21 protein-coding genes, 2 tRNA genes and 2 pseudogenes are annotated in these 25,974 nt (G+C 66.6%); 13 read left to right on the top strand and 12 right to left on the bottom strand.

Annotated features, from left to right (window positions below; all coding sequences use genetic code 11):
- Positions 1 to 414: 414 nt before the first annotated feature.
- Positions 415 to 1,338 (top strand): KPN_02809 family neutral zinc metallopeptidase, encoded by a 924-nt coding sequence (ypfJ, locus tag M5E06_RS32295; protein WP_252141741.1) that lies wholly within the window; start codon positions 415 to 417, stop codon positions 1,336 to 1,338.
- Between the two features lie 92 nt (positions 1,339 to 1,430).
- Here the strand turns inward: ypfJ and tnpA are convergent.
- Positions 1,431 to 1,696, bottom strand: a pseudogene (tnpA, locus tag M5E06_RS32290) (IS200/IS605 family transposase); the annotation flags it as partial.
- Between tnpA and M5E06_RS36130 the strand changes: the two are divergent.
- Positions 1,652 to 2,932, top strand: a complete 1,281-nt coding sequence (locus tag M5E06_RS36130) for a HigA family addiction module antitoxin (protein WP_502802026.1) — start codon at positions 1,652 to 1,654, stop codon at positions 2,930 to 2,932. The pseudogene tnpA and the gene M5E06_RS36130 overlap by 45 nt on opposite strands.
- Before the next feature lie 39 nt (positions 2,933 to 2,971).
- Here M5E06_RS36130 and M5E06_RS32270 read toward each other — a convergent pair.
- Positions 2,972 to 3,490: pseudogene (locus M5E06_RS32270) on the bottom strand (transposase); the annotation flags it as partial.
- On the opposite strand from M5E06_RS32270, the gene M5E06_RS32265 reads away from it, so the two are divergent.
- Positions 3,378 to 4,217, top strand: coding sequence for an RNA-guided endonuclease InsQ/TnpB family protein (locus tag M5E06_RS32265; protein WP_252141896.1), 840 nt, complete (start codon positions 3,378 to 3,380; stop codon positions 4,215 to 4,217). The pseudogene M5E06_RS32270 and the gene M5E06_RS32265 overlap by 113 nt on opposite strands.
- 39 nt (positions 4,218 to 4,256) lie before the next feature.
- Here M5E06_RS32265 and M5E06_RS32260 read toward each other — a convergent pair whose 3' ends face one another.
- Positions 4,257 to 5,159, bottom strand: coding sequence for a hypothetical protein (locus tag M5E06_RS32260; RefSeq protein ID WP_252141740.1), 903 nt, complete (start codon positions 5,157 to 5,159; stop codon positions 4,257 to 4,259).
- Positions 5,160 to 5,349: 190 nt separating this feature from the next.
- Between M5E06_RS32260 and M5E06_RS32255 the strand changes: the two genes are divergently transcribed.
- Positions 5,350 to 6,717, top strand: a complete 1,368-nt coding sequence (locus tag M5E06_RS32255) for a nucleotide sugar dehydrogenase (RefSeq protein ID WP_286209082.1) — start codon at positions 5,350 to 5,352, stop codon at positions 6,715 to 6,717.
- A 57-nt stretch (positions 6,718 to 6,774) separates the two neighbouring features.
- On the opposite strand, the gene M5E06_RS32250 is transcribed toward M5E06_RS32255, so the two are convergent.
- Both M5E06_RS32250 and M5E06_RS32245 read right to left on the bottom strand, forming a co-directional pair.
- Complete coding sequence (locus M5E06_RS32250; protein ID WP_252141739.1) at positions 6,775 to 7,482, bottom strand: DUF2076 domain-containing protein; 708 nt, start codon at positions 7,480 to 7,482, stop codon at positions 6,775 to 6,777.
- Positions 7,483 to 7,882: 400 nt separating this feature from the next.
- Complete coding sequence (locus M5E06_RS32245; protein ID WP_252141738.1) at positions 7,883 to 9,067, bottom strand: RNA-guided endonuclease InsQ/TnpB family protein; 1,185 nt, start codon at positions 9,065 to 9,067, stop codon at positions 7,883 to 7,885.
- 834 nt (positions 9,068 to 9,901) lie between these two features.
- On the opposite strand from M5E06_RS32245, the gene M5E06_RS32240 reads away from it, so the two are divergent.
- The 5 genes from M5E06_RS32240 to M5E06_RS32220 all read left to right on the top strand — a co-directional run bounded on the left by M5E06_RS32240 (position 9,902) and on the right by M5E06_RS32220 (position 13,946).
- Positions 9,902 to 10,591, top strand: a complete 690-nt coding sequence (locus M5E06_RS32240; RefSeq protein WP_252141737.1) for an RNA-guided endonuclease InsQ/TnpB family protein — start codon at positions 9,902 to 9,904, stop codon at positions 10,589 to 10,591.
- 83 nt (positions 10,592 to 10,674) lie between these two features.
- Positions 10,675 to 11,886, top strand: a complete 1,212-nt coding sequence (locus M5E06_RS32235) for a putative DNA modification/repair radical SAM protein (RefSeq protein ID WP_252141736.1) — start codon at positions 10,675 to 10,677, stop codon at positions 11,884 to 11,886.
- An 11-nt stretch (positions 11,887 to 11,897) separates the two neighbouring features.
- Entirely contained in the window at positions 11,898 to 13,316 is a 1,419-nt protein-coding gene (locus M5E06_RS32230; protein ID WP_252141735.1) for a UdgX family uracil-DNA binding protein, read from the top strand.
- A 52-nt stretch (positions 13,317 to 13,368) separates the two neighbouring features.
- A complete protein-coding gene (locus M5E06_RS32225; RefSeq protein ID WP_252141734.1) occupies positions 13,369 to 13,653 on the top strand; it encodes a ribbon-helix-helix protein, CopG family in 285 nt (94 codons plus the stop codon).
- A 41-nt stretch (positions 13,654 to 13,694) separates the two neighbouring features.
- Positions 13,695 to 13,946 (top strand): type II toxin-antitoxin system RelE/ParE family toxin, encoded by a 252-nt coding sequence (locus M5E06_RS32220; protein WP_252141733.1) that lies wholly within the window; start codon positions 13,695 to 13,697, stop codon positions 13,944 to 13,946.
- A gap of 25 nt (positions 13,947 to 13,971) precedes the next feature.
- Here the strand turns inward: M5E06_RS32220 and mtnA are convergent, their stop codons facing one another.
- The gene (mtnA, locus tag M5E06_RS32215) at positions 13,972 to 15,063 is read right to left on the bottom strand and encodes an S-methyl-5-thioribose-1-phosphate isomerase (protein ID WP_252141732.1); all 1,092 of its coding nucleotides are present in this window, start codon (positions 15,061 to 15,063) and stop codon (positions 13,972 to 13,974) included.
- A 158-nt stretch (positions 15,064 to 15,221) separates the two neighbouring features.
- On the opposite strand from mtnA, the gene M5E06_RS32210 reads away from it, so the two are divergent.
- Positions 15,222 to 16,109 (top strand): S-methyl-5'-thioadenosine phosphorylase, encoded by an 888-nt coding sequence (locus M5E06_RS32210; protein ID WP_252141731.1) that lies wholly within the window; start codon positions 15,222 to 15,224, stop codon positions 16,107 to 16,109.
- A 165-nt stretch (positions 16,110 to 16,274) separates the two neighbouring features.
- Here M5E06_RS32210 and M5E06_RS32205 read toward each other — a convergent pair whose 3' ends face one another.
- The 4 genes from M5E06_RS32205 to M5E06_RS32190 all read right to left on the bottom strand — a co-directional run bounded on the left by M5E06_RS32205 (position 16,275) and on the right by M5E06_RS32190 (position 21,935).
- Positions 16,275 to 17,939 carry a methyl-accepting chemotaxis protein gene (locus M5E06_RS32205; RefSeq protein WP_252141730.1) on the bottom strand — a complete coding sequence of 555 codons (1,665 nt, stop codon included), beginning with the start codon at positions 17,937 to 17,939 and terminating at the stop codon, positions 16,275 to 16,277.
- A 294-nt stretch (positions 17,940 to 18,233) separates the two neighbouring features.
- Positions 18,234 to 20,168, bottom strand: a complete 1,935-nt coding sequence (gene cysN, locus M5E06_RS32200) for a sulfate adenylyltransferase subunit CysN (RefSeq protein ID WP_252141729.1) — start codon at positions 20,166 to 20,168, stop codon at positions 18,234 to 18,236.
- Positions 20,168 to 21,181, bottom strand: a complete 1,014-nt coding sequence (gene cysD, locus M5E06_RS32195) for a sulfate adenylyltransferase subunit CysD (protein WP_286209080.1) — start codon at positions 21,179 to 21,181, stop codon at positions 20,168 to 20,170. Before cysD ends, cysN begins: the two co-directional genes overlap by 1 nt.
- Positions 21,171 to 21,935 (bottom strand): sulfotransferase family protein, encoded by a 765-nt coding sequence (locus M5E06_RS32190; protein ID WP_252141728.1) that lies wholly within the window; start codon positions 21,933 to 21,935, stop codon positions 21,171 to 21,173. The genes cysD and M5E06_RS32190 overlap by 11 nt, the downstream gene beginning before the upstream one ends.
- 6 nt (positions 21,936 to 21,941) lie before the next feature.
- Between M5E06_RS32190 and M5E06_RS32185 the strand changes: the two genes are divergently transcribed.
- From M5E06_RS32185 to M5E06_RS32175, 3 genes are all read left to right on the top strand, one after another.
- Positions 21,942 to 22,181, top strand: a complete 240-nt coding sequence (locus tag M5E06_RS32185) for a hypothetical protein (RefSeq protein ID WP_252141727.1) — start codon at positions 21,942 to 21,944, stop codon at positions 22,179 to 22,181.
- A gap of 1,376 nt (positions 22,182 to 23,557) precedes the next feature.
- A complete protein-coding gene (locus M5E06_RS32180; RefSeq protein ID WP_252141726.1) occupies positions 23,558 to 24,703 on the top strand; it encodes an RNA-guided endonuclease InsQ/TnpB family protein in 1,146 nt (381 codons plus the stop codon).
- A 78-nt stretch (positions 24,704 to 24,781) separates the two neighbouring features.
- Entirely contained in the window at positions 24,782 to 25,351 is a 570-nt protein-coding gene (locus tag M5E06_RS32175) for a class I SAM-dependent methyltransferase (RefSeq protein ID WP_252141725.1), read from the top strand.
- 316 nt (positions 25,352 to 25,667) lie between these two features.
- On the opposite strand, the gene M5E06_RS32170 is transcribed toward M5E06_RS32175, so the two are convergent.
- Positions 25,668 to 25,744 (bottom strand) — tRNA-Asp (locus M5E06_RS32170).
- A gap of 4 nt (positions 25,745 to 25,748) precedes the next feature.
- Positions 25,749 to 25,824 (bottom strand) — tRNA-Asn (locus M5E06_RS32165).
- Positions 25,825 to 25,974: the final 150 nt, after the last annotated feature.

Raw genomic sequence — 25,974 nt, 5'->3', positions numbered from 1 at the left:
CGGACCGATGGGGTCGGTGCCGGCCGGCTCTTGCTTGTGTGTGGCGTCGTGAAACGGGAACCAAAGCAGCGCACCGCCGCAAGAGGCTCCGATAAAACGAAACAGGCCCGGATGCGGGTATGTTCCAAAGAGCCGGCGTTCCCGGAAAAGGCTCCCTTCCGTTGGAACGGAGAAGGTGGGGAGCAAAGGCAGGGGAACGCACCGCGCAAGCGGTTTTCGACCTTTCCCCAGATGGGGGTCGAGTCCTGGCTTTTCAAGCGTTCCGCTCCGCCTCTCCATCCGGTCGCCGAACCTGAAGGGAACACGGGAAGCCCGCCCTTGGTTTCGTCTCCACTGGGTTTCGTCTCCACCGGTCCATCGGGCCGGCCGGCCCATGACGAAGGACGGACGAAGAACGGGCAAAGGAGGGTGGCGATGCGGTGGCAGGGCGGACGGGAAAGCGAGAATGTCGAGGACCGCCGCGGGCAAGGCGGCTTCGGCGGCGGAGGCTTCGGGGGCGGCTTCGGCGGCAGGGGTGGCGGCTTCCGCATCGGTCGGGGCGGGCTGGGCATCGGCGGAGCCATCGTTCTGCTGGTGGTGTCGATGGTGCTGGGGGTCGACCCGACGGTGCTGCTGAACGGCGGCGACCCGGCGGACCAGAGCACGGCCGGGCGGACGCAGATTGGCGACGCCGCCCCGCGCAGTCAGGCTGACGACGAGCTGAAGCGCTTCGTCTCCGTCGTGCTGGCCGACACCGAGGACACCTGGCAGGGCCTGTTCCAGCAGATGGGGCGCCAGTACCAGGACCCGACGCTGGTCTTGTTCACCGGCACGGTGTCGTCGGGCTGCGGCCGGGCACAGGCGGCGATGGGTCCCTTCTACTGCCCGATAGACCGCAAGCTCTACATCGACCTCGGCTTCTACCGCGAGCTGCGCGACCGCTTCCAGGCGCCCGGCGACTTCGCCCAGGCCTATGTCATCGCCCATGAAGTCGGCCACCATGTGCAGAACCTGCTGGGCATCTCCGACAAGGTGCAGGCGGCCCAGCAGCGCGCGCGCGGTCAGGCCGAGGCCAACGCCCTGTCGGTGCGGCTGGAGCTGCAGGCCGACTGCTTCGCCGGCATCTGGGGCAACCACGCCAACCGCGACCGCCGGATGCTGGAGCCTGGCGACGTCGAGGAGGCGCTGACCGCCGCCAGTGCCATCGGCGACGACCGCCTGCAGCGTCAGGCGCGCGGCACCGTCAGCCCCGACAGCTTCACCCACGGTAGCTCCGCCCAGCGCGTCCGCTGGTTCCGCACCGGCCTGGAAAGCGGCCGGCTGGAGTCTTGCGACACCTTCGGGGCAGACCGGCTGTGAGGGGAGGCAGGCTTGACCCGGAGTTCACCGTCGCAAGCTCCGGCGTTCCGGCCGGAGATAGGCGCAGATGCGCGTTCGCGCCGACATCAGGTTCAGCCGGGGGTGCGCTGTTGCTCGATGGACTGGCGGATGATGCTGATCGGGCTCCGCCGCAAGACGAAGCGAAGTCGCTGGGCGACCACAGGACGCCCTTCCAGTAGCGGTGAACCAAGGCCGGATGGTTCTGGCGCGGGCGGCGGCTGGACACGCCTTTGAGGCTGTTCACCAGCGTCGAGACCGCCATTTTTGGCGGGTAGTTCACGAGGAGGTGCACATGGTCGTCCGCGCCGTCCCTCTCGATGAGGTCGGCGCCGAACTCGGCATGGCGGTGTTCGCCGCGCTCAGCGACGGCACCGGCATCGCCCCGGCCAACCACGGCCAAAAGGCGCTGCGGGCGCTCCGCAAGGCTCAGCGGGCCTTGGCGCGGAAGACGCGCGGATCGGCCAACCGCCGCAAGGCGGTGCGCCGGATCGCGCGCATTCAGATGCGGGTGGCGAACGCCCGCAAGGACTTTCTCCACAAGCACAGCACGATCATCGTCAAGAACCACGGTGTGGTCGTTGTGGAGGCGTTGCCGGTGCGGAGCCTGTCTGCGTCGGCGACGGGCACGGTCGCGGAGCCGGGCCGCCGGGTCCGGCAGAAAGCCGGACTGAACCGGGCCATTCTCGATCAGGGATGGGGCTTGTTCCGCACCATGCTGGCCGACAAGCTGGCGGATCGCGGCGGCAGGCTGGTCGAGGTGCCTGCCGCCGACACCAGCCAGACCTGCGCCTGTTGCGGCCATGTCGATGCCGCCAACCGGCCGAGCCAAGCCGTCTTCATGTGCGGGCGTTGTGGCCACAGCGCCAACGCCGACACCAACGCGGCGATCAACATTCTACGGCGCGCGGACGGCGCGTTGAAGCCTGTGGAGGGGCACCGCACCAAGCGGCCCGATGAAGCAGGAACCAGCCGGAGGGCCGCAGGATGCACCTCACCGGAACCTCCGCCCTTCCAGGGCGGAGAGGATGTCAGAAAGCTCCAGGCGGCCACCCGGCTGATGGATCTCCGGCGCCCTCCATCCAACCGCTTCGAAGCGTTGGGCGGAGAGAGGAAGGGCCAATATAGCATCCGCATCAACGACCAGTGGCGCATCTGTTTCCGCTGGGCCGTGGTTGGCGACGCTCAGGCTGATGCCGACCTCCTGACTGTCCTGGGGGAGCCTACGACGTCGCAATCGCCGATTACCACTGAGGTCGCCATGAGCCATCCCGCCACCGACAATCTGCCGCCCATTCATCCCGGCGAGTTCCTGCGCGACGAGTTGGAAGCGCTGGGCCTGAGCGCCCGGCGCTTTGCCGAGCATATCGGCGTGCCGCCCAACGCGGTGACGGAGATCATGAACGGCGAGCGCCGGATCACCGCTCCGGTGGCGCTGAGGCTGGGCAAGGCCTTCGGAACCGACGCGCGCTATTGGACCAACCTGCAAAGCATTTTCGAGACCAAGGTCGCACGGGCGGAGATCGGCGACGCTCTGGACGCCATCCAACAACTGAGTGGAGGCCACCGTCTTTAGGCAACCAAGAAAGTCAGGGAAGAGCAGACGCCGCCATTATCAACCAAAGACAGCTACGGCGGAGCGGATGCTGATCCCGCCGCCTTTGGTCCGCCGGAGTTGGCGCCCAACAGCATAACGGAAGACGGCCGGAAGCTGGAGCGCTGGAGGAACACGGGACCACAGGGTTTGGATCACCGTCCGCCCCTTGCGGGTCCGGCGTTGGGCCTGACCTGCGACCGTGCGCTGGGCCCAGCGGAAGCCGATCTCGCCAAAATACAGGTCAGCATGGTCGGGGCTGATGTGATGGAAGACGCCGGTGATCGTGCGCCGGACACGATCGTTGAAGCCCTCGGCCGAATTGGCATGCACACTGCCGCGAACATACTCGCGCTGAGAATGGCGAACGGTATTGTGCGCAGTGAACGCGCTGCCGATGGCGACGAACGCCTTTCATTCGTCGCTCATCAGGTGCGCGTCAGGATCGACAGCGGCTTCGAGCACCCGCTCGGCCTCGTCGAGCGACAGGTCAGCGACCACGGCGGCACGGGCCTCGCCTGCCGGTGTCCCCGGCGAGATCAAGGTCAAGTGGCATCGCGACCTTCCGGCCTTTGCCGAGGTCGGGGCTGCCGTCTTATCCCGCTCGGGCGGCAATTGGTTCGTCTGCTTCCAGATCGCATTGCCTGACCAGGAAGCGCCGCCGCGCGACGGTGCTGCGGTCGGCATCGATGTCGGCCTCACCGCCCTGATTGCCACCTCGGACGGGGAGACGGTGGCAACGCCGCCCTGGACCAAGCACGCGGCCAAAAAGCAGCACCGCCTTCAGCGGGCACTCGCACGCTGCAAGCAGGGCAGCCGGCGCCGGCTCAAGGCCAAGCAACGGCTTGCCCGCCATAATGCCCACACCGCCAATCAGCGCCGCGACTTTCTCCATAAGCTGTCGCGCTCCCTGGTGGAGCGCTATGCCGTCATCGCCCTGGAAGATCTCGATGTCGCCCGCTTGGCCCGCTCGATGCTGGCCAAGGCAGTCCACAACGCCACGTGGGACCACCTTCGCGCTTTCCTGGAGTACAAGGCTGCAAGTGCCGGTGTTCGGGTGGAGGTTGTCGATCCGCATGGGACAAGCCAGACCTGTCCGCAGTGCGGGGTCGGTGTCGCCAAGACGCTCAACGATCGCAGCCACACATGCCCGTGTGGCTGCGTGATGGACCGGGACGTTGCCGCGGCGACCGTCATTCTGCAGCGGGCGCAAGCAATGGGGCCGGGACACGGCCTTCGGTCGCTAAGCGAGCGGACTGCCGCATAGCTCGACTGAGAAACCGTCGCCGTCTAGGCAACGGAGTTGTCACCCAGCCGCTGCCGCATCTGAGCGAGGCGGCTTAGCCCCCACCACTCCACGCATGAGCCGCAAATAGTCGAGCACGCGGGCGGTGCGCCAGTCGGGGTCAGCCCAGCAGGCGGCCTCCCGCGCGCGGCGGCAGGCGGCCACCGCTTCCAGGCGGGGCTGGCCGGTCAGCGGGCGCAGGTCGGCGGGGATGGTGGCGAGACAGGCGGCGGCAAGCTCCGCCGGCGGGGCGGGACCGGTCTCCAGCCAGCCTTCGGCATCCCGGAAGCGGTCGCGGCACATCAGCGCGATCATGGAGTCGCAGGCCGATTGCAGGCCGGGCGCCAGCCGGCCGGGGCTGACCGACAGGACCGGCAGCAGGGGCGCCAGCGTCGGGGCCAGATGGTTGGCGTAGAGCGTCGCCCCCCAATAGCGCTCCGCCGTCCGGCGGAAATGGTCGAGGTCGCGCACCGGTACCAGGCCGGAGGACTGGATAGGCAGGATTTCGACCTTCGGCTTGGTGACCACCACCGTGTCGTTCGACACGTCGACATAGAGCGCGCCGACCTGCAGCGCGTTCTGGAAATACTGGTCGCGCAGGACGCCCCAGACGCTTTGCAGCACGCCGCCCTCCTCGACGAAGGCGCGCAGCGCGCGCTCCACCGGGCCGGCCGGCTGGGCCAGACGCTGGAAGAGGCGGGCGAAGAGGTCACGGGTGATCTCCTCGCAGCGGCCATAGGGATAGAGCTTGCCGCCGGCCGGCGGCAGGCCGGCGAGCGCCCGGTCGCTCTCTTCGCGCAGAGCCATGAAATAGCCGGACAGCGCACCCCCGTCGCCCCCCAGATGGCGGGCGGTCAGCGCCGACTGGCGGTCGTCCACCGGGGCGATCTGCTGGGGCAGGAGGGGCGGGGAGTGCGGCGTCATGGCGGTCGTGGTCCGTCGTTTTCAGGGAAGTTGGCACCCTTCGCCGTCCCGGCGCCAGAGTTTCCGATCTCCAGCACCCATGCGGACCGAGGGGTTGCGCAAAGCTGCGCCGACCGTCACACATTTGGCTGCCGCAGGCGGAACAGCCGTCCGGGCGGTCCAGTCCTTAGAAGCGTCTATACGGAACGGCATGATGAGCACAGCGAACACCTCGCCCGATATCCAGGCGCCCGACATCCAGTCTCTGGAAAGCGCCTATCGCGGTCGCAGCGCGCGGGTGGCGGTGATCGGGCTTGGCTATGTCGGGCTGCCGCTGGCCCTGGCGCTGACCGGGGCCGGTTTCGCGGTCACCGGCTTCGACATCGACCCGGCGAAGGCGGCGGCGCTGAACGGCGGGCACTCCTACATCCGGCAGATCGCCGACGGGCGCGTCGCCGAGGCGGTGGCGACCGGGCGCTTCCAGGCGACGACTGCGGCGGATGAATTCGCCGCCTGCGATGCCGTGATCGTCTGCGTCCCCACCCCGCTGTCGCCGCAGCGCGAGCCCGATCTGAGCTTTGTCGAGGCCTCCACCCGGCTGATCCGCGACCGGCTGCGCCGGGGCCAGCTGGTGGTTCTGGAATCGACCACTTGGCCCGGCACCACCGACGAGGTGATGCGGCCGATCCTGGAGGAGACCGGGCTGGTCAGCGGCCGCGATTTCTTTCTGGCTTATTCGCCCGAACGCGAGGATCCCGGCAACATCAGCTTCACCACCAGCACCATTCCCAAGGTGGTGGGCGGCGACGACGAGGGCGCGCGGCGGCTGGCGGTGGCGCTCTACGAGCAGGTGGTGCCGCAGGTGGTGCCGGTGTCGGGCACGCGGGCGGCGGAGGCGACCAAGCTGACCGAGAACATCTTCCGCTCCGTCAACATCGCCCTGGTGAACGAGCTGAAGATCGTCTTCGAGCCGATGGGCATCGACATCTGGGAGGTGATCGAGGCGGCGAAGACCAAGCCCTTCGGCTTCATGCCCTTCTATCCCGGTCCCGGCCTGGGCGGCCACTGCATCCCGATCGACCCCTTCTATCTGACTTGGAAGGCGCGCGAGTACCAGATCTCCACCCGCTTCATCGAGCTGGCGGGAGAGGTCAACACGATGATGCCGCGCCATGTGGTCGACCGCTTGGCCCTGGCGCTCGACCGCCGCGCCGGCATCGGGTTGAGCCGGGCGCGCATCCTGCTGGTCGGCATGGCCTACAAGAAGAACGTCGACGACAGCCGGGAGTCACCGGGGCTGCGACTGATGGAGATGCTGCTGGAGCGCGGGGCGGCGGTCGAATACCACGACCCCTTCATCCCGGTGCTGCCGGTCACCCGCGAGCATGCGGCGCTTGCCGGCCGGACTTCCATCGACTGGACGGCGGAGAGGCTTGCCGGCTTCGACGCTGCGGTGATTGTTACCGACCATGACAGCATCGATTATCACAGCCTCGCCGCCCACTGCCCGTTGGTGGTCGACACCCGCAACGCCATGCGCACCGTCGAGGGCTTCGCCGACCGCGTCGTGAAGGCCTGAGGGAAAGGCCCGCGGGAGGAGGGCGGGCCGCCTCCTTCCCGCGGGCCGGCTCCGGGATCAGAGTTCCTCCTCGCCCCCGAAATCGCCCCCGAAATCGCCCCAGCCGCTGTCCTCGACCGCCTGTTCAGCATGGTCGGTGGCGGCGGTCGCCGCATCGGTCGCCGCACCGGCGGCCTCGCTGGCCATGGCTTCACCGCCGGAGAGCATGCTGGAGAGCGCGCTGCCGATCAGCATGCCGCCGGCCACGCCGGCCGCCGTCTGCATGGCCCCGGCCATGAAGCCGCCGCCGGCCCGCGGCTGCTGGGCATAGCCGGCAACGCGCGGGTCGCCATAGGCGGGGGCGCCTGCCGGGCCATTGGCGGCGGCCGGACGGCCCCAGGGCGAACCCGGCGGCATGGCGGCCTGGGCGGCGGCAGGATGCTGGTACTGGGGCTGGGATTGAGGCTGGGAGGCCGGCCGGCCTCCGCCGAACAGGCTGCCGAACAGGCCGCCACCGCCGGACTGGGCCGGAGCGGCGGGGCGCTCGCGCAGCTGGCGCTCCAGCTCCTCGTTGCGGCCTTGCGAGGCGGCGAGCGCCTGCTCCATAATCACGATGGCCTGGGCCATCAGATAGGGGGCGGCCGGCTGGCGGGCGATGCGCTCGCGGATCAGCGCCTCGGCCTCGGGATCGCGCGGGCCGGATTGCGCTTCGGCCTGATGCAGCTTGGCGAACAGGTCGTCGATGATCTGGCGTTCGGTCTGGTCCATGGCGATGATCATTCTCATGAAATGGTTGCGGGAAAGGTTTCGCTGCCGGCGACGTCGCCCCGCAGGGGCGCAAGGCTGCGGCCGCGCGCCGGAGGGGCGGCGTGCGTTGGGCAGGCGTCGGAAGCGGGAAGGGCTGGGATCGGGAGCTGGTGTTCCGGCGAAGGGGTCGGGGAAAAGGACATCGCTCCCTCCAAGTGCGGTCACGCCCGTCGGCGCAAAAGCAGGTGAAGAGATCCGACATCGCGACCACGTCTAAGTCGCCAGAGGGGCCCGGATCCAGGTGATCAGCACGTGGCCCCGTCCCGCTTTCCTGTCAAGACGGCGCCCGAACAATTTCCCCCCGAAAGGAGCCGGCGACGGGGCCGACCTTGTCGTGACGATTCCTCCCCTCCTATAAGGGCGGTGATCACTCCGTCGGCTAAAAGCCAACGGCTTCTCGGACAAGCTCCGCGGCACCCCGCCGGCTTGGCGTCCGAAGGCCTGATCCCGGCCTGAATCTGTTGTGCCCGAAGGCCCGGAACTCAACGACGTTGGCAGCGGCCACGTCGCGGTCTTCAACCAGACCGCAGTCCGGGCACCGATGCACGCGGTCGGCCAGGGTCTTTTCGACTCTCGCCCCACAGCACGGGCACTCTTGCGATGTTCCGCGCGGGTCGACTTTCACCATCAGCTTACCGGCTCTTTCAGCCTTGTAAGCGATGAGCGACATCAATTGCCCCCACGCGGCGTCCAACACGTCCTTGGCCAACATCGACCGAGCGAGACCTTGGATGTTCAATTCTTCGACGGCGATGCGATCGTATCTGGCGACGATGCTCGCGGCGAGTTTGTGTAGATAGTCGGCGCGGCGGTTTGCCACCCTCCGACTGTAAGCTGCCAAGCGCTCCTTCGCCTTTTTCCGGCGCTTGCTCCGCAGATTTGGCTTACGACTACGGGAGACGGCGCGCTGACGCTTACGGAGCCCCTTGGCGGCTGTCTTGGTCCATCTCGGCCGTTCGACCAGAGCGCCGTCCGACGTCGCCACCAGCGCCGATAGACCGGCATCAACGCCGACGGTCTCGGGGCCAACGACTGAATGCACATCCGGCACATCGAGCTGGAAAACGACAGACCACTTGCCGGCTTGGCGGGTGATGATCGCCGAGCCGCACGTCGCGTCCTTCGGCCAATCCCGATGCCATTTGACCTTCACGAGGCCGGAAACGCCGAGAATTGACAGCCGGTGTCCCGACTTCATCGTCAAGCCATCGCCAAACCGGAAGTCGGCCGCGTGGAAGCGGGCGGAGGCCTTAAACCGGGGGAACCCGGCCTTAGCGCCGCGCTTCACGCGACCAAAGAAGGCAGTGAAGGTCTTGTTGAGCCGACGCAATACTTGCTGCTCGGCGGAGAAGGAATAATTACCAAGCTCCGGCACTTCAGTGCGCAACAGCTTGAGTTCGTCGGCCTGCGTCTTATAGGTCAGCGACACCGCCCGGCGCCGGTAGGCCTCAATGCGCTGCTGTAGGCCGGCGTTGTAGAGCTGGCAAAACCAATACAGCATCTCACCCAGCGCCTCGTTTTGGCGCCGGTTGGGATACAGCCGGTATTTGTAGCTCAGCTTCATTTGCTACGAGCGTTCCTGTTTTGTGCCAGTGTATACGCAATCCATGCTGGCCGCAAGTCACCGAGCCGAATTCCCCTGCCAGCTGAAGCAAGCAGTCCCCTTCGGCCTCCATGATGGCAACATTGCAGAAAGCCCTGGTCGCGGCGCTGGATCATCAGGAGGCCGGGCGCTTCGCCAAGGCCGACACCCTGTATCGCCGCATCCTCGACGCCGCCCCCGGCCATCCCCACCATGGACGCCGAAGTGGACTGCCCGCTTTAGCCGGCAGGGGAATTTGGTCCGCAAACTTGCGAAGCGCTCGGGCGGGTATATATCAGAACAAGCACAGAACGTCACGACGCTTATGCTTCTCAGCGACACATGCCGCATCCACCCAAACCGGCGTCAGCGCGAAGCGCTCGACGAGATGCTGTCTTGGGTCTGCCAGCTCGACAACGCCGGGCTTCAACAGCGCATCGAGGCCTATCGCCGGCAGGGCGTTTCCCTGACCGACAAGGCCCAGGCCGACGAACTCAAGCTGCTGCGCGCCGAGGTGCCGGAGCTGGGCACCTCTTCGTTCTCAGCCGAGCAGCAGGTGCTGCGCCGGCTCACCAAGACCTTCACTGCCGTCTTCGGTCGTGTGACGCGGGGCGCCAAGGCTGGCTTTGCGCGCTTCAAGGCGTCCGCCCGCTTTCATGCGGCCGACTTCCGCTTTGGTGATGGCCTGACGATGAAGCCGGGACGACGGGTGTCGATCGTCGGGAGTCCAGGCCTGGTGAAAGTCAAGTGGCACCGCGACTGGCCACCGGGTGCGGCGTGCGGCGCGGCCGTCGTCATCACCCGCCAGGCCGGCACGTGGTCTGTCGTGTTCCAGCTCGATGTGCCGGTGGCGCACTCGGTGACCGGGCCGTCGGCCTCGACGTCGGACTGTCGGCGCTGGTGGCGCTGTCGGACGGCACTCTGGTCGAGCGGCCGAACTGGACCAAGACGGCCGCCAAGGGGCTGCGCAAGCGCCAGCGGGCGGTGTCTCGCAGCCGCAAACCGGATCTGCGGAGCACCCGCCGGAAGACGGCGACGGCGCGTCTGGCGGCTTACAGCCGCAAGGCCGCCAACCGCCGCACCGATGAGCTGCACACGCTGGCGGCGGACATCGTCGCCAGATACGATCGCATCGCGGTCGAAGACCTCAACCTTCAAGGTCTGGCCCGCTCGATGCTAGCCAAGGACGTGTTGGACGCTGCGTGGGGCTTGGTGAGGGCGCTGATCGCTGACAAGGCCGAGAGAGCCGGTAAGCTGATGGTCGCCGTCGATCCGCGCGGCACATCGCAAGAGTGCCCGTGCTGCGGCGCCAAGGTCGAAAAGACCTTGGCCGATCGCGTGCACCGGTGTTCGGACTGCGGTCTGGTCGAAGACCGCGACGTGGCGGCGGCGTCCGTCATCGCGTTCCGGGCCTCCGGCCACAACAAAGTCAGGCCTGGATCGGGCCTTCGGACGCCAAGCGGGCGAGGTGCCGCGGAGCTTGTCCGAGAAGCCGCCGCGCTTTAGCCGGCGGAGTGATCACTTGGCTTGCCTTTTGCTTTCAAACGAACATATTGCGAACATCTTCAAGGGAGAGGGAAGCCTCCACGGTGGATGACGCGCTGCTCGACAAGCTCGAAATTCTCGCCGACGCGGCGAAGTACGACGCCTCCTGCGCGTCGTCAGGCGCCAAGCGGCGGACGGGCGGGCCGGACGGCATCGGTTCGACCACCGGGGCCGGCATCTGCCACGCCTATACGCCGGACGGGCGCTGCGTCTCGCTGCTCAAGATCCTGCTGACCAACTACTGCCTGTTCGACTGCGCTTACTGCATCAATCGCCGCTCCTCCAACGTGCGCCGCGCGCGGTTCAGCGTCGACGAGGTGGTTCAGCTGACGCTGGGTTTCTACAAGCGCAATTGCATCGAGGGGCTGTTTCTGTCCTCCGGCATCATCCGCTCGCCCGATTACACGATGGAGCAGCTGATGCTGGTGGCGCGCACGCTGCGGCGCGATCATGGCTTCGCCGGCTACATCCACCTGAAGACGATACCGGAGGCCAGTCCCTGGCTGATCGAGCAGGCCGGGCTGTGGGCCGACCGGCTGTCGATCAACTTGGAACTGGCCTCCGACCGCAGTCTGAAGGAGTTCGCGCCGGAGAAGGACGGCGGAGCGATCAAGGCGGTGATGGGGCAGGTCGGCGAACGCATCCTGGAGGCCAAGGAGGAGAAACGCCGTTTCTCCCCCGCCGGGCAGAGCACCCAGATGATCGTCGGCGCCGATGCCTCCACCGACCTGTCGGTGCTGGAGACCAGCGACACGCTCTATCGCCGCTATGGGCTGCGCCGGGTCTATTATTCCGCCTTCAGCCCGATCCCGGAGGCGAGTTCCGCTTTGCCGGCCAAGCCGCCGCCGCTGCAGCGCGAGAACCGGCTGTACCAGGCCGACTGGCTGCTGCGCTATTACGGTTTCACGGTGGAGGAGATCGCCGCCGGGGGCGAGGGCGGGATGCTGGATCTGGGCGTCGATCCCAAGCTGGCCTGGGCGCTGAAGAACCGCGAGCGCTTCCCGGTCGACGTGAACAGCGCCGACCGCGAGATGCTGCTGCGCGTGCCGGGGTTGGGGGCGCGGGCGGTCGACAAGATCGTCGAGGCGCGGCGCCACACCACCCTGCGGCTGGAGGATGTGGCCCGGCTGTCATCGGGGCTGAAGCGGGCGCGCGCCTTCCTGATCGCCGCCGACCACCATCCGAGCGGGCTGACCGACCGCGCCGACCTGCGGCAAAGGCTGGTGGCGCCGCCCAAGCAGCTCAGCCTGTTCTGAGGGGCCGGGTCATGCATCGTGTGGATCTGAAGGACGGTGCCGACCTGGACGGCTTCCGCCGCGCGCTGCGCGGGCTGGTCGCGCTGGGCGCCGATCCGGACGAGGTGGTGTGGAGCATCGGGGCGGCACCGTCGCTGTTCGGGGATACGGCCCCCTTGCCGGCGGACGCGCCGCCGGTTTCGCTGCCGCGGCCGGTGGGGGCGCTGATCGAAAGCGTGGTCTGCCACCGCGATCCGGAACGCTACGCCCTGCTGCACCGGCTGGTGTGGCGGGTGCTGCGGGGGGAGCGCGACATGCTCGACCACCATGCCGATCCGCTGGTCCACCGGCTGGCGCTGCTCGACAAGGCGGTGCGGCGCGACCTGCACAAGATGCACGCCTTCCTGCGCTTCCGCGAGGTGCGCGATCCGGATGGGGCTGAGCGTTACGTCGCATGGTTCGAGCCCGACCATTTCATCGTCGAGGCCACCGCCCCCTTCTTCGTCGAGCGCTTCGAGAGTCTGGTCTGGACCATCCTAACGCCGGTCGGATCGCTGCACTGGGACCGGCGGTCGCTGACCGTCGGGCCGGCGGCGATGAAGCCGGAGGGGCTCGACCGCGACGACCGCTTCGCCGAGGGCTGGCAGCGCTATTACGAGAGCACCTTCAACCCGGCGCGGGTGAACCCCACGGCGATGCGGGCGGAGATGCCGCGGAAATACTGGGCCAACCTGCCGGAAGCGGCGGCAATTCCCGGCATGATCCGCTCCGCGCCTGCGCGGGTGCAGGCGATGATCGAGGCGGAGGCCGCCGCTCCCCGCCGCCGCAACCCCGACAAGGCCGTCGCCGCCATGGCCCGGCAGGAGCCGGCGACGTTGGCCGAGTTGAACCGCATCATCCTGGCAGCGGACCCGCTGGTGCCGGGGGCGACGCAGGCCGTGCTGGGCGAGGGGCCGGAGGGCGCCGCCATCGCCATCGTCGGCGAGCAGCCGGGCGACCAGGAGGACATGGAGGGCCGCCCCTTCGTCGGTCCCGCCGGCCAACTGCTGAGCCGCGCGCTGGAGGAGGCCGGGATCGAGCGCGGCGCCGCCTACCTGACCAACGCGGTCAAGCATTTCAAGTTCGTCGCCCGCGGCAAGCGCCGCCTGCACCAGTCGCCGACCGCCGGCGAGGTGAAGCATTACCGCTGGTGGCTGATGAAGGAGCTGTCCTTCGTCCGCCCGAGTCTGGTGGTGACGCTGGGCGCCACCGCCGCTCTGGCGCTGACCGGGCGCAGCGTGTCGGTCCTGCGGGAACGCGGGCCGATGGGGTTCGGCGACTGGAACGGCTTCGTCACCGTCCACCCGTCCTACCTGCTGCGCCTGCCAGCCGGGGAGGGGGCGGAGCAGGCCTATCAGGACTTCGTCACCGACTTGCGGCGGGCGCGGGAGACGGTGGAAGGGGCCGGTTGACGGTCTCTATCAGTATGATCAAGTATTATAAAGTATTCCATGGGGAGTCGTCATGGCTGAGATCGAACGTCTGACCATCACCTTACCGGCCGCCATGGCGGCGGCCGTGAAGGGCGCCGTTGCCGGCGGCGACTATGCGTCGAGCAGTGAGGTCATCCGCGAGGCTCTGCGCGACTGGGCCGTGAAGCGCGCCCTGCAGCGCCAGGAATTTGCATCGCTGAAGGCGGACATCGACCGGGGCGTGGCCGATCTGGCCGAGGGACGCCTGACGGACTTCGATGCCGACCGGATCGCCGAACGAGGGAAAGCATTATCCGCCCGCTCCCGCTCCGCCTGACCGAGGCGGCGGAAGCCGACCTTTCGGAACTCTGGGCCCTTGTGGCGACGGAGTCCTCGGAAGCGGTGGCGACCGGCTTCATCCGGGCCATTGAAGCCACGCTTCAACCTTTGCGCCGCTTTCCTTTATCGGGTGCCGCCCGCGACGAGCTGGCTGCCGGTCTGCGTGTGACCTTCCACCGTGCCTACGCGATCTATTATCGGCCGCTGCCGGATGCGGTTGCGATCGTCCGCGTCCTCCATGGCGCGCGAGACGCCGCGGCACTCGCCGTCCGTGGCGAGTTCGAGGAGTAACGCGGGAGATCTTGCGGCGCTGCCCTCAGCCCCGCTCCGGAAACAGCCCGAGCAGCCCGTCGCGCGTGGCCGGGCAGACGCCGCGTTCGGTGATCAGGCCGGTCACCAGCCGGGCCGGCGTGACGTCGAAGGCGTAATTGGCGACCGGGCTGCCGTCGGGGGTGACGCGCACCGTCTCGATCCGGCCGTCGGCGGTGCGGCCGGTCAGCTCGCTCACCTCGCGGCCGTCGCGCTCCTCGATGGGGATCTGCTGCACGCCGTCGGCGATGGTCCAGTCGATGGTCGGCGAGGGCAACCCGACATAGAAGGGCACGCCGTTGTCGTGCGCGGCCAACGCCTTCAGATAGGTGCCGATCTTGTTGCAGACGTCGCCAGTCGCGGTGGTGCGGTCGGTGCCGACGATGCACAGGTCGACCTTGCCATGCTGCATCAGATGGCCGCCGACATTGTCGGCGATGACGGTGTGGGGGACGCCGTGGTGCTTCAGTTCCCAGGCGGTCAGGCTGGCGCCCTGGTTGCGCGGCCGCGTCTCGTCCACCCAGACATGCAGCGGGATGCCCTGCTCGAAGGCGGCATAGACGGGGGCGAGCGCCGTGCCCCAGTCGACGGTGGCGAGCCAGCCGGCGTTGCAGTGGGTCAGCACATTCACCGGCTTACTCGGCGCCTTGCGCGCTGCCGCGGCGCGGATCAAGGCCGCACCGTGCAGGCCGATGGAGCGGTTGATCTCCACATCCTCGTCAGCGATGACCGCGGCCTCCGCCTCGGCGGCCTCGACGCGCCGGGCCTCCGGCAGCGGGGTCAGCAGGCCGCGCATGCGCTCCAGCGCCCAGCGCAGGTTGACTGCGGTCGGACGGGTCGCCAGCAGAGTGGCGCAGGCCCGTTCCAGCCCGCGGTCGCTGGCGTCGGCGCGCAGGGCCAGGGCCACGCCATAAGCCGCCGCCGCACCGATCAGCGGGGCGCCGCGCACCAGCATGGCGCGGATGGCGTGGGCGGCCTCCTCCAGGCTGGTCAGGCGGACGACGGCGAAATCGTGCGGCAGGCGGGTCTGGTCGATGATGGCGACGGCACCCTCGCCGTCCGGCCAGATGGTGCGATAGGCCGTTCCATCGATCCGCATGACATGACACTCCATTCAAAGCCGGATTGGCCAAAGCCGGACTGGCGAGGGTAGGCGGTGGATGGCCCGGCATCAATCCGCTTGTGGAGGAAGTCCGCTGTTGCCTTCTCCCGGTCTGCCCGGAATAGTCGCACCGGTTTCAGCGGGGAGAGCTAGGCATGAGCGGCAATGCGGTTGACGGTGCGGTTCTGGGCGTGATCGGTGGCAGCGGCCTGTACGACATCGACGGGCTGGAGAACACCCGCTGGGTCAAGGTGACGACCCCCTTCGGCGACCCGTCGGACGAACTGCTGACCGGCGAGCTGGCGGGGCAGAAGCTGGTCTTCCTGCCGCGCCACGGCCGCGGCCACCGCATCCCGCCGTCGGAGCTGAATTTCCGCGCCAACATCCACGCGCTGAAGCAGCTGGGCGTGACCGAAATCCTGTCGGTGTCGGCGGTCGGCTCGCTGAAGGAGCATCTGCCGCCGGGCACCTTCGTGGTGATCGACCAGTTCATCGACCGTACATTCGCCCGCGACAAGACCTTCTTCGGCAGCGGGCTTGTCGCCCATGTGGCGCTGGGCCATCCGGTCTGCAGCCGGCTGGGCGACCTGATCGAGCAGGCGCTGGTCGAGCTGGACATCCCGCACCAGCGGCGCGGCACCTACATGGTGATGGAGGGGCCGCAATTCTCCACCGTCGCCGAATCGATCCTCTACCGCAGCTGGGGCTGCGACGTCATCGGCATGACCAACATGCCGGAGGCCAAGCTCGCCCGCGAGGCGGAGATGTGCTACGCGACCGTCGCCATGGTCACCGATTACGACTGCTGGCACGAGGGGCACGACCATGTGTCGGTCGATGCGGTGATCAAGGTGGTGGTCGCCAATGCCGGCAGGGCCCGCGCGCTGGTCTCGGCCCTGGCGCCGAAGGTGGCGGGGCGCGAGGGTGCGTGCACCCAGGGCTGCCACACCGCGCTGGACAACGCCATCATGACCGCCCCCTCCCACCGCGACCCGGCGATGCTGGAAAAGCTGTCGCTGATCGTGAAGCGCACGCTCGGCTGATCCGCCGCGGGAGAGCGGGCCAGGGAGAGGGGACGGAGCGGGCCTATCAGGACTTCGTCGCCGACCTGCGACGGGCGCGGGCGAAGTTTGGAGATGTGTGCATCCCGTAGCCGCCCTGACCATCTGGGCGGCCTGCTCGCCGGCTTCGTGTCGCATCCTTCAGGGTCAGGCGGCGCGGATGCCGCTCAGGAAGGTTTCCACCTCCTGCCGCAGCAGTTCGGACTGGCGCGCCAGTTCGCCCGAGGCGCCCAGCACCTGGCTGGCCGCGGCGCCGGTCTGGGCCGCCGCCTCGCTGACGCCGCCGATGTTGGCGCTGACCGACGCGGTGCCGCTGGAGGCCTCCTGAACGTTGCGGGCGATTTCGGCCGTCGCCGCGCCCTGTTCCTCAATGGCGGAGGCGATGGAGGTGGCAACCTCGCTGATCGTCGCGATGGTCCGGCTGATGCCGCCGATCGCCTGGGCCGCGCCGTTGGTGGCGCCCTGCATCGAGGCGATCTGGGTGCCGATGTCCTCGGTCGCCTTGGCCGTCTGGTTGGCGAGGCTCTTCACCTCCGACGCGACGACGGCGAAGCCCTTGCCGGCCTCCCCGGCGCGCGCCGCCTCGATGGTGGCGTTCAGCGCCAAAAGGTTGGTCTGGGTGGCGATGCCGTTGATCATCTGCACGATCTCGCCGATGCGCTGCGCCTGCTCGACCAGCCCCTGGACCTGCGCATTGGTCTGCTGCGCCTCGCCCACCGCCTGGTCGGCGATGGCGGTGGAGCGCGACACCTGCCCGCTGATCTCGGTGATTGAGTTGGTCAGCTCCTCCGTCGCCGCCGCGACGGCCTGGACGTTGGACGAGGCATCGACCGCCGTTCCGGCCGCGGCGGACGCGCGGGCATTGGTCTGTTCGGCGATGCCCGACATGCTGTGCGCCGTCTGGCTCAGCTCGGTGGCGGCGGAGGACAGCGTGTGCAGGATGCCACCCACGGTCGCCTCGAAACGGCGGACCAGCCGGTCGACCTCCGCCGCGCGGCGTTCCTTGGCGGCACGCTCGGCCGCCTGCTCCGCCTCCAGCCGGTCGGCGGTCTGCAGAGCGTCGCGGAAGGTGACGACCGCGGTGGCCATGGCGCCGACTTCGTCGCCGCGCACCGCGTCCGATAGGTCGACGCCGTAGTCCTTGCGGGCAAGGCGTCCCATGCTCGCCGTCAGGCGGGCCAGCGGCTCCACGACGCTGCGACGGGCGATCACCAGGGAGAGCAGGGCGCCGACGAGGATGCCGATCAGCCCGACCGCCGCCACGGTGACCTTCACGAAGCTCTCGGTTTCCTCCACCGCGTCGGTGAGTTGGGCGATCCGCTCCGTCCCCGTCTCGATGATGGGATCGGTCAGGTCCGAGGCCGCACGCTCGCTGCTGCGCACATCGCTGCGGAACAGGGCGGCGGCGGCCTCGCGCTGCCCCGCCAGGGCGAGATCATGCGTCTTGGCCAGGGCGTCCATGACCTTGGCCTGCAGTGGGCCGATCCGGCCGGCGGCGGGATTGCCCGACGCGGCGAGAAGCCGGTCGAGCCGGCGGTTCTTCTCCGCCATTTCGTCGATGCGTGCGCCGAACCGCTCGCCGATGGCCGCCTGGGTCGCGGCGTCTTCGGAAATGAGGTTCAGGGCGTCGCGCTGCAGGGAACGGCTGATCGACCGCAGTTCCGACGCGGTCAGGACCATCCGGTCCATCTGGATGAGAGCTTGGTTGGCGGAGGCGATGCGGTTCAGCCCCCACACGGAGGTGGCGCCGATGGCGGCCGAGACGGTGGACAGGACCAGAACCGGCAGCAGGATCTTGCTGGAAAGTTTCATCACACTCTCATGGGGGGCGGAACGGGTGGCCGGGAGGTCACTCCGCCGGCGCAAAAGGAATGAATTGCCATAGTTGCGTTAACAAAACGCAATAAGGGGATATACAATATATAGGGGAAATCACTGATTCCTCGACAAATAACGACCATCAATTGTAAATTTAATTGTCCTTCGCCGCCGTTTTCTTCCCGGCTTCCGTTCAATCCTGATCCTGTGCGGCACGGCGAAGAGTCCGGCCGGGGAAAGAAAAAGGGCGGCTTAGAGCCGCCCTTGGAGGTGTCACGGAGGAAAGGATCAGATGGCCCTGCGCCGCCGCAACTCTTCGATCAGCTGGGCGACCATCTCGTCGGTGCCGTGTTCACCGCCCTTCAGGGTGATTTCCGGAGCTTCCGGCGGCTCATAGGCGCTGTCGATGCCGGTGAAGTGGGGGAGCTGGCCGGAGCGGGCCTTCTTGTACAGCCCCTTGGGGTCACGGGCCTCGCAGACCTCCAGCGGCGTGTCCATGAACACCTCCAGGAACTCGCCGTCCTCCACCAGGGACCGCGCCATCCGGCGTTCCTCGCGGAAGGGCGAGATGAAGCTGACCAGCACGATGAGGCCAGCCTCCACCATCAGCTTCGACACCTCGGCCACCCGGCGGATGTTCTCCACCCGGTCCTCGTCGGTGAAGCCCAAATCCCGGTTCAGGCCGTGACGGACATTGTCGCCGTCCAGGATCATGGTGCGCCGTCCCAGACGGTGCAGTTCCTGCTCCAGCCGGTCGGCGACGCTGGACTTGCCGGAGCCGGACAGGCCGGTGAACCACAGCACGCAGGGCTTCTGCAGCCCGCCGGCCCGCGCCGCCTTGTCCAGCTTCGTGGCGTGGCGGTGAATGTTGGAGGCTCGGCGCAGGGGAAAGCGGATCATGCCGCAGCCGGCGGTGGCGTTGCTCAGCCGGTCGATCAGGATGAAGCTGCCGGTCTCGCGGCTGTCGGCATAGGCGTCGAACGGGATCGGCCGGTCGAGCGCCAGATTGCACAAGCCGACGTCGTTCAGATCCAGATGCTTGGCGGCAGCATGCTCCTGGGTGTTGACGTTGATGGCGTGCTTCAGCTCGCTCACCTGGGCGCCGACCGTCGCCGTGCCGGCGCGCAGCAGATAGGAGCGGCCGGGCAGCAGCGGCTGCTCGTCCATCCACACCACATATGCTGCGAGCTGGTCGGCCACCTCCGGCCGGCCGGCGGCGGCGACGATCATGTCGCCGCGGCTGGCGTCGACCTCGTCGGCCAGCACCAGGGTGATCGCCTGTCCGGGCTCCGCCGTCTCCAGGTCGCCATCCATGGTGACGAGGCGGGCCACCCGGCTGGTCCGGCCGCTGGGCAGAATGGCGACGTCGTCGCCGACGCGCACCGCGCCGCCGACCACCGTGCCGCTGAAGCCGCGGAAGTCCTGGTTCGGCCGGTTCACCCACTGCACCGCCAAACGGAAGGCGCCGAGCTTCCGCTCCGCCGCGGCGTCGACGCTCTCCAGATGGCCGAGCAGGGTGGGGCCGCCGTACCAAGCCATGGCATCCGACGGCTTGGTGACGTTGTCGCCGGTCAGGGCCGAGACCGGGATGCAGGTGACCTCGGTGATGCCGATGCGCGCCGCGAACACCCGGTAGTCGGCGGCGATGCGCTCGAAGGTGTCGCGGTCCCAGCCGACGGCGTCCATCTTGTTGACCGCCAGCACGACATGACGCACGCCCAAGAGCGAGACGATGGTGCTGTGGCGCCGGGTCTGGGTCAGCACGCCCTTGCGCGCGTCGACCAGCAGCACCGCGGCGTCGGCGGTGGAGGCGCCGGTGACCATGTTGCGGGTGTACTGCTCGTGGCCCGGCGTGTCGGCGACGATGAACTTGCGGCGGTCGGTGGTGAAGAAGCGGTAGGCGACGTCGATGGTGATGCCCTGCTCGCGCTCCGCCGCCAGCCCGTCGACCAGCAGCGCGAGGTCGAGCTGGCCGGCGCCGGTGGTGCCAAAACGGCCGGAGTCCGTCTCCAGGCTGGCGAGCTGGTCCTCAAAGAGGCATTTGCAGTCGTAGAGCAGCCGGCCGATCAGCGTCGACTTGCCGTCGTCCACCGACCCGCAGGTGATGAAGCGCAGCAGATCCTTGCTGTTTTGGCGGGCCAGATACTCCTGCACTTCCGTGGCGGCATCGTCGGGAGTGATGTCGGCGACGGCGATGGCGGCGGGGTCGAGTTCCTTCAGCATCAGAAGTAGCCTTCCTGCTTCTTGGCTTCCATGGAAGCGGCGGCGTCCTGGTCGATCACGCGGCCCTGCCGTTCCGAACTGGTGGACAGCAGCATCTCGCGGATGATCTCGGGCAGGGTGGCGGCGGTGCTGCGCACGGCCCCGGTCAAGGGATAGCAGCCGAGCGTGCGGAAGCGCACCCAGGCCATCTCCGGCGTCTCGCCGGGCTTCAGCGGCATGCGGTCGTCATCGACCATGATAAGGGTGCCGTCGCGCTCCACCACCGGACGCGGCTTGGCGAAATAGAGGGGCACCACCGGGATGTTCTCCTGGTGGATGTATTGCCAGATGTCGAGCTCGGTCCAGTTCGACAGCGGGAAGACGCGGATGCTCTCGCCCTTGTTGATGCGGCCGTTGTAGAGGCTCCACAGCTCCGGCCGCTGGTTCTTCGGCTCCCAGCGGTGGGAGGCGGTGCGGAAGGAGAAGATGCGCTCCTTGGCGCGGCTCTTCTCCTCGTCGCGGCGCGCCCCGCCGAAGGCGGCGTCGAAGCCGTGGGCATTGAGCGCCTGCTTCAACCCTTGCGTCTTCATCACGTCGGTGTGGACGGCCGAGCCATGGGTGAAGGGGCCGATGCCCTGGCGCACGCCGTCCTGGTTGATGTGGACCATCAGGTCGATGCCCAATTCCTGCGCCGTGCGGTCGCGGAACTCGATCATCTCCCGGAACTTCCAGGTGGTGTCGACATGCAGCAGCGGGAAGGGCGGCTTCGACGGATAGAAGGCCTTCATCGCCAGATGCAGCAGCACCGAGCTGTCCTTGCCCACCGAATAGAGCATGACCGGCTTCTGGAACTGGGCCGCCACCTCACGCATGATGTGGATGCTCTCCGCCTCCAGCCTTTGCAGGTGGGTGAGGCGGGCCGGCGTGGTCAGGATGGCGGGCAAGCTGTCCTCAGAACCGGGTGCGGAAGCAGAGGCGGAACCGGGAAGCTCCCTGGCCGCGGGGCGGGGGTCGAGCAGTGGATCAAGCAGCATAGCCAGCCTTCTTCTGCATGTCTCCGGCCACGGCGTCGAACACGGTCCGACGCTTGCGCGGCCAGTCGATCTGGCGCTTCGACGGGTCGAAGCCTTCGGGTTTCTTGACAGGGGTCCAGCTGACCTCGCCATCGCGGCGCGAGACGCGGGACGATCCCAGGATGGGCAGGTCGCCGATCCGCTCGAACGGATAGCGCTCCTCGTTCAGATCCAGGAAGCGCAGCAGGTTGCGGGCGGTGCCGTCGGGGGAGGCCACCGCGTCCTCGAAGCGGACCAGACGGCAGGCGTCGGCGCTCATGCGGCTCTGCGCCTCCAGCGCCGCCTCGGTGCCGAAGCTCCATTCGCGGCAGACGTCGGCGAAGGTCCGGCCCATGAAGCGCAACGGCCAGGTGTCGATGGTGGACTGCACCGCTCGGCGGCCGTCGCGGAGCACGATCAGGCAGCGTTCCGTCGGGAACAGGTAGGGGAAATAGCGCATCATCCGGGTGTGGGGCGACTTGATCAGAACCGTCTTGTCCGCCGGGAATTCGGCTTCGATGCGACGGAGGAAGCCGCTGACCATGTAGCAGAAGGTTTCCAGATCGCTGAACGACTCCCGGTTGCGTTGATAGAGGCGCAGGAAGCGACCCTCATAGATGCGCGCGTCCTCCACCGTGTTCAGGAAGGGAAGCTCTCGGACGCCGTAGGGGTTGACCACCACGTCGGGATGCAGCTCCAGCAGGCTCTGGAGATAGTTGGTGCCGCTGCGCGGCATCACCCCGTGCAGGAAGACGATGCGGGGGATGGTGCGGGGAGCGGCACCGGCCGCACTGGCGGCATCCGGCGCGATCCCGCGGACAGACTGGGCGACCGACCGCAGGTGACGGGCGTTCTCTTCCGTGAACCAGGGATCGAAGAAGCTGGATCTTTCCGTACTGGGAAGTCTAAGGAGCCGCTTTCCAACAAAACCGATCTCTTTTTGAAGACGATGAACCGCACCATCACCGAAGTGATGTCTTAATGATGCGGCATAATGATCGGCTGTCAGGGTCTTTGCATTCCAAAACACAACGGCCTCCTTTTGCGTCACCGCTCCACCTGAAGTCCCAGTCTTTTTCCCAGGCATCGGCAATCGGTGCGTCTTTCCTGCAAATCGGGCAATCGCCGCTTCTCAAGGCTTGTTATGGTCCTATCGGATGAGCATTTTTAGTTCTAATCCGGATCTAACCCCATGGGCTTACAAGTCAACGGACGTATCACCCAATGGTGGATTGCAAAGCAGGTCATTTATCCAGGATGTGTAGTATGATGATTTTTGAGGAGTGCAAATCACTTTCGATAGGATATTTTGTGCATACTTCCAGATGAGAATGGGATATCTAAAAAAAACTCTGCAGAGCTATCTGTTCAATGATATAATTGCTGAACGTTTCTTCAGAGGTTTTCCCTAAGGGCAATGGGATTTCCTGAGGTATTCGCCAAATCCTCGATATTTCGGGTAGATGGGGAGGGCAAGAGTTCATGATCCTCCTTGTTTTTGATTGTTTCTCAATTGGCTTGACGGATAAGCCCAGAAAGAAAACTGCGATGCCTGACAAGGCTCTACAAACAACATCGTTGCTAAATTGGCAAATCATAATATAATTTTAAGTATTCTCAGTATAGACCAAAGAAAACGTCAGAAAAGTGTCCGGTTCATGCACTTTGCGGCGACGCCCGGTGAGCCTCAACCACCTATTGTCGAGCTCAAGCGTCATGTGCCGACGAGCGCTGCCGGCGACATCCTCCTTGCTCTGACGGGCGAGGTTGCCCTGTTGCGGTTCAGGCAGCTGCTCTCAGCTTTGGCTGAAACCTTGCTCGTCCTAAAGTCAGGGCGATGCCGTGCCAAGAGACGCCGCTTGCCAGAACAGCCTGCAGGCGGGCGCCACAGACTGCTTAGGGCGGTCCGCCTGCCGGTCTGCCCCCCGCCGCACGGATCTTGTCCTCGCGCCGCAGGACATTCCCCCTGCCAGCGGATGGTGGAGAGCCCCGCTCATGCGACAGGCTCGTCGAAATCGAGGAAGCCGTCGTTGGAGCCGGGGCTGCGCAGGTCCAACCGATGCGCAGCGCTGAAACCAGTGTGGTGGCGGCACCGCTATGGGCGCAACACCGGCCACCCATAGCGGCGCCTTGGCGTCGCGCAGATATGGTGCCAGCGAGACGGCGCTCGAGACGGTGGAGGGGCTGGCGCTGTGGCGATGACCGACGAACTGCCCACGTGCCGCCATCTTGGCGCCGACCTCCCCATCAGGAGAGCCGGCTGGGGACCGCCGCCTTGAGGCGGCGGAGGAAAGCCGGTCGGCCGCAGGCCGAAGATCGAGAGTTGAACGAACCGGGAACGACAGGTAAACTCATCGCATGTCCGTGCTCAGCTACAAATACCGCCTCTATCCCACCCAAGCACAAGTCGCCGGGATGGAAGCGATGCTGGGCGCGTTCTGCGACCTCTACAACGCCGCTCTGCAGCAACGCATCGAAGCTTACCGCCGTCGGCGCAAGACCTTGCGCTACACCGACCAAGCCGGCGAACTGAAGGCCGTCCGCGCCGCCGATGAGCGCCTGGCCGGCTACAGCTTCTCCGCCCAGCAGCAGGTCCTGCGCCGCCTCGACAAGGCCTTCCAGGCCTTCTTCCGTCGCCTCAAGGCGAAAGGCAAGGCCGGCTTCCCGCGCTTCCAGGCCAAGGCTCGCTTCGACAGCGCCGAGTTCCGCGTCGGCGATGGCCTGACGCTGCGCAAGAGCGGGCGCCTCGGGCTCACCGGCCTTTTCGGCGACATCAAGGTCAAGTGGCACCGGCCGTTGCCGCCGGGCGCCAAGCTCGGCGCCGCCGTTCTGTCGCGGTCTGCCGGACACTGGTCCGTCTGCTTCCAGGTCACCGTGCCGGATGTGGCGGTGGCGGAGCGCGACGGCGCCGCCGTCGGCATCGATGTTGGTCTGACATCTCTGGTTGCCACCTCGGACGGCGAGGTGGTGCCGACGCCGCCGTGGACCAAGCGCGCCGCCAAGACGCAGCGCCGTCTCCAGCGCGCGCTGTCCCGCTGCAAACGGGGCAGCCAGCGCCGGCGCAAGGCCAAGCAGCGACTGGCCCGGCACAGCGCCCGCACCGCCAACCAGCGCCGTGACGTCCTGCACAAGCTCAGCCGCTCGCTGGTCGACCGCTACGCCTTCATCGCCCTCGAAGACCTGAGCGTCGAGCGACTGGCCCGCTCAATGCTCGCCAAGTCCGTTCACAACGCCGCCTGGGGCCAGCTCCGTTCCTTCCTCGAGTACAAGGCTGCAAGCGCCGGCACTCGGGTGGAAGCGGTCGATCCGCGCGGCACCAGCCAGACCTGCCCGCAGTGCGGGGCCGTGGTCGCCAAGACGCTCGACATCCGGGTCCACCGCTGCCTCTGCGGCTGCATGATGGACCGCGACGTTGCGGCAGCCACGGTCATCCTGCAGCGGGCCAGCCACGCCACGGGGCCGGGACACGGCCTTCGGACACCAAGCCAGCGGGGTGCCGCCTAGCTCGTCCGAGAAGCCGCCGCGCTTTAGCCGGCGGAGTTGTCACCCTATTCCTATGGCGATGCCATTGTGCTGGGATCGATGCTTCTCAACACACAGCCAAAACGTGTTGTTGAATTCGGATCTGGATATTCGTCGTGCTTGTTTCTTGATATTAATGAGGTGTTTTTCAAAAATAAGGTCCAATGCACATTTGTAGAACCGCACCCAGAGTTGCTTTTCAGTTTGATAAATCATGACGATCAGCAGCGCTGCCAGATCATGCCATGCCGCGCTCAAGATATTCCAATGTCATTGATTGACAATCTTGATGCTGGAGATGTCGTCTTTATCGATTCCACTCACGTTAGTAAAGCTGGAAGTGATGTAAATTTCCATATGTTTACGACGCTTCCTCGGCTAAAATCAGGAGTCTACATACATTTCCATGATATATTCTATCCATTTGAATATCCGGAGTCTTGGTTTTTTGATGAGAACAGATCATGGAATGAGATTTATATGTTAAGAGCCTTTCTGACTGGAAACTCAGATTTTGAGATCGTTTTCTTCAATGATTTCATGCATGTACGGCATGGCGCAGAAACAGAGGCCGCACTCCCGATGTTTATCCTCAATCCTGGCGGAAGCCTCTGGTTGCGCAAGCTCTGACGGAGGCGCGTCTGCACCGAGGCTAAGCGTTGACCGGGTGTGCGGTGTTGCTCAAGGGACTGGCGGATGATGCCAGGCGAAGCGCTGCCGCATGACGAGGCGAAATCGCTGGGCGACCACGGCCCCCCTGCCAGCAGCGGCGGACCAGGGCTGAGTGGGTCTGGTGCCGGCGGCGGCTCGACATGCCCGTGAGGCTGTTCACCACGGTCGCGATCGCCACCTTGGACGCATAGATGGATGCTCTGGAGCCTGTCACGAGCTTCGCCCCCTCGGCCGACACGGTTGTGTCCGCCCTCTTAAGCTTAAGCCTGCGAAGTGGCGCGAGTGACGGGACTTGAACCCGCGGCCTCCGGCGTGACAGGCCGGCGCTCTAACCAACTGAGCTACACCCGCAACATGGCTCCGGATGCTGGACTCGAACCAGCGACACGCGGATTAACAGTCCGCTGCTCTACCGACTGAGCTAATCCGGAACGGAGGCCGGCTTATACGGGTCTCCAGCTGCGAAGACAAGCTCGAACTTTGCATAAAGCACCGGGTTGGAGGGCCTTCCCGATCAAACCTCCACCGTGATGTTTCGATTCTGATACACACCATATGACAGAACGATTATGTCACGAATT

The organism is Azospirillum sp. A1-3 (genome assembly GCF_023806445.1).
Classification (GTDB): Bacteria; Pseudomonadota; Alphaproteobacteria; order Azospirillales; family Azospirillaceae; genus Azospirillum.
The sequence above is the reverse complement of the archived record's forward strand: the minus strand, read 5'-3'. Positions and strand labels throughout refer to the sequence as shown.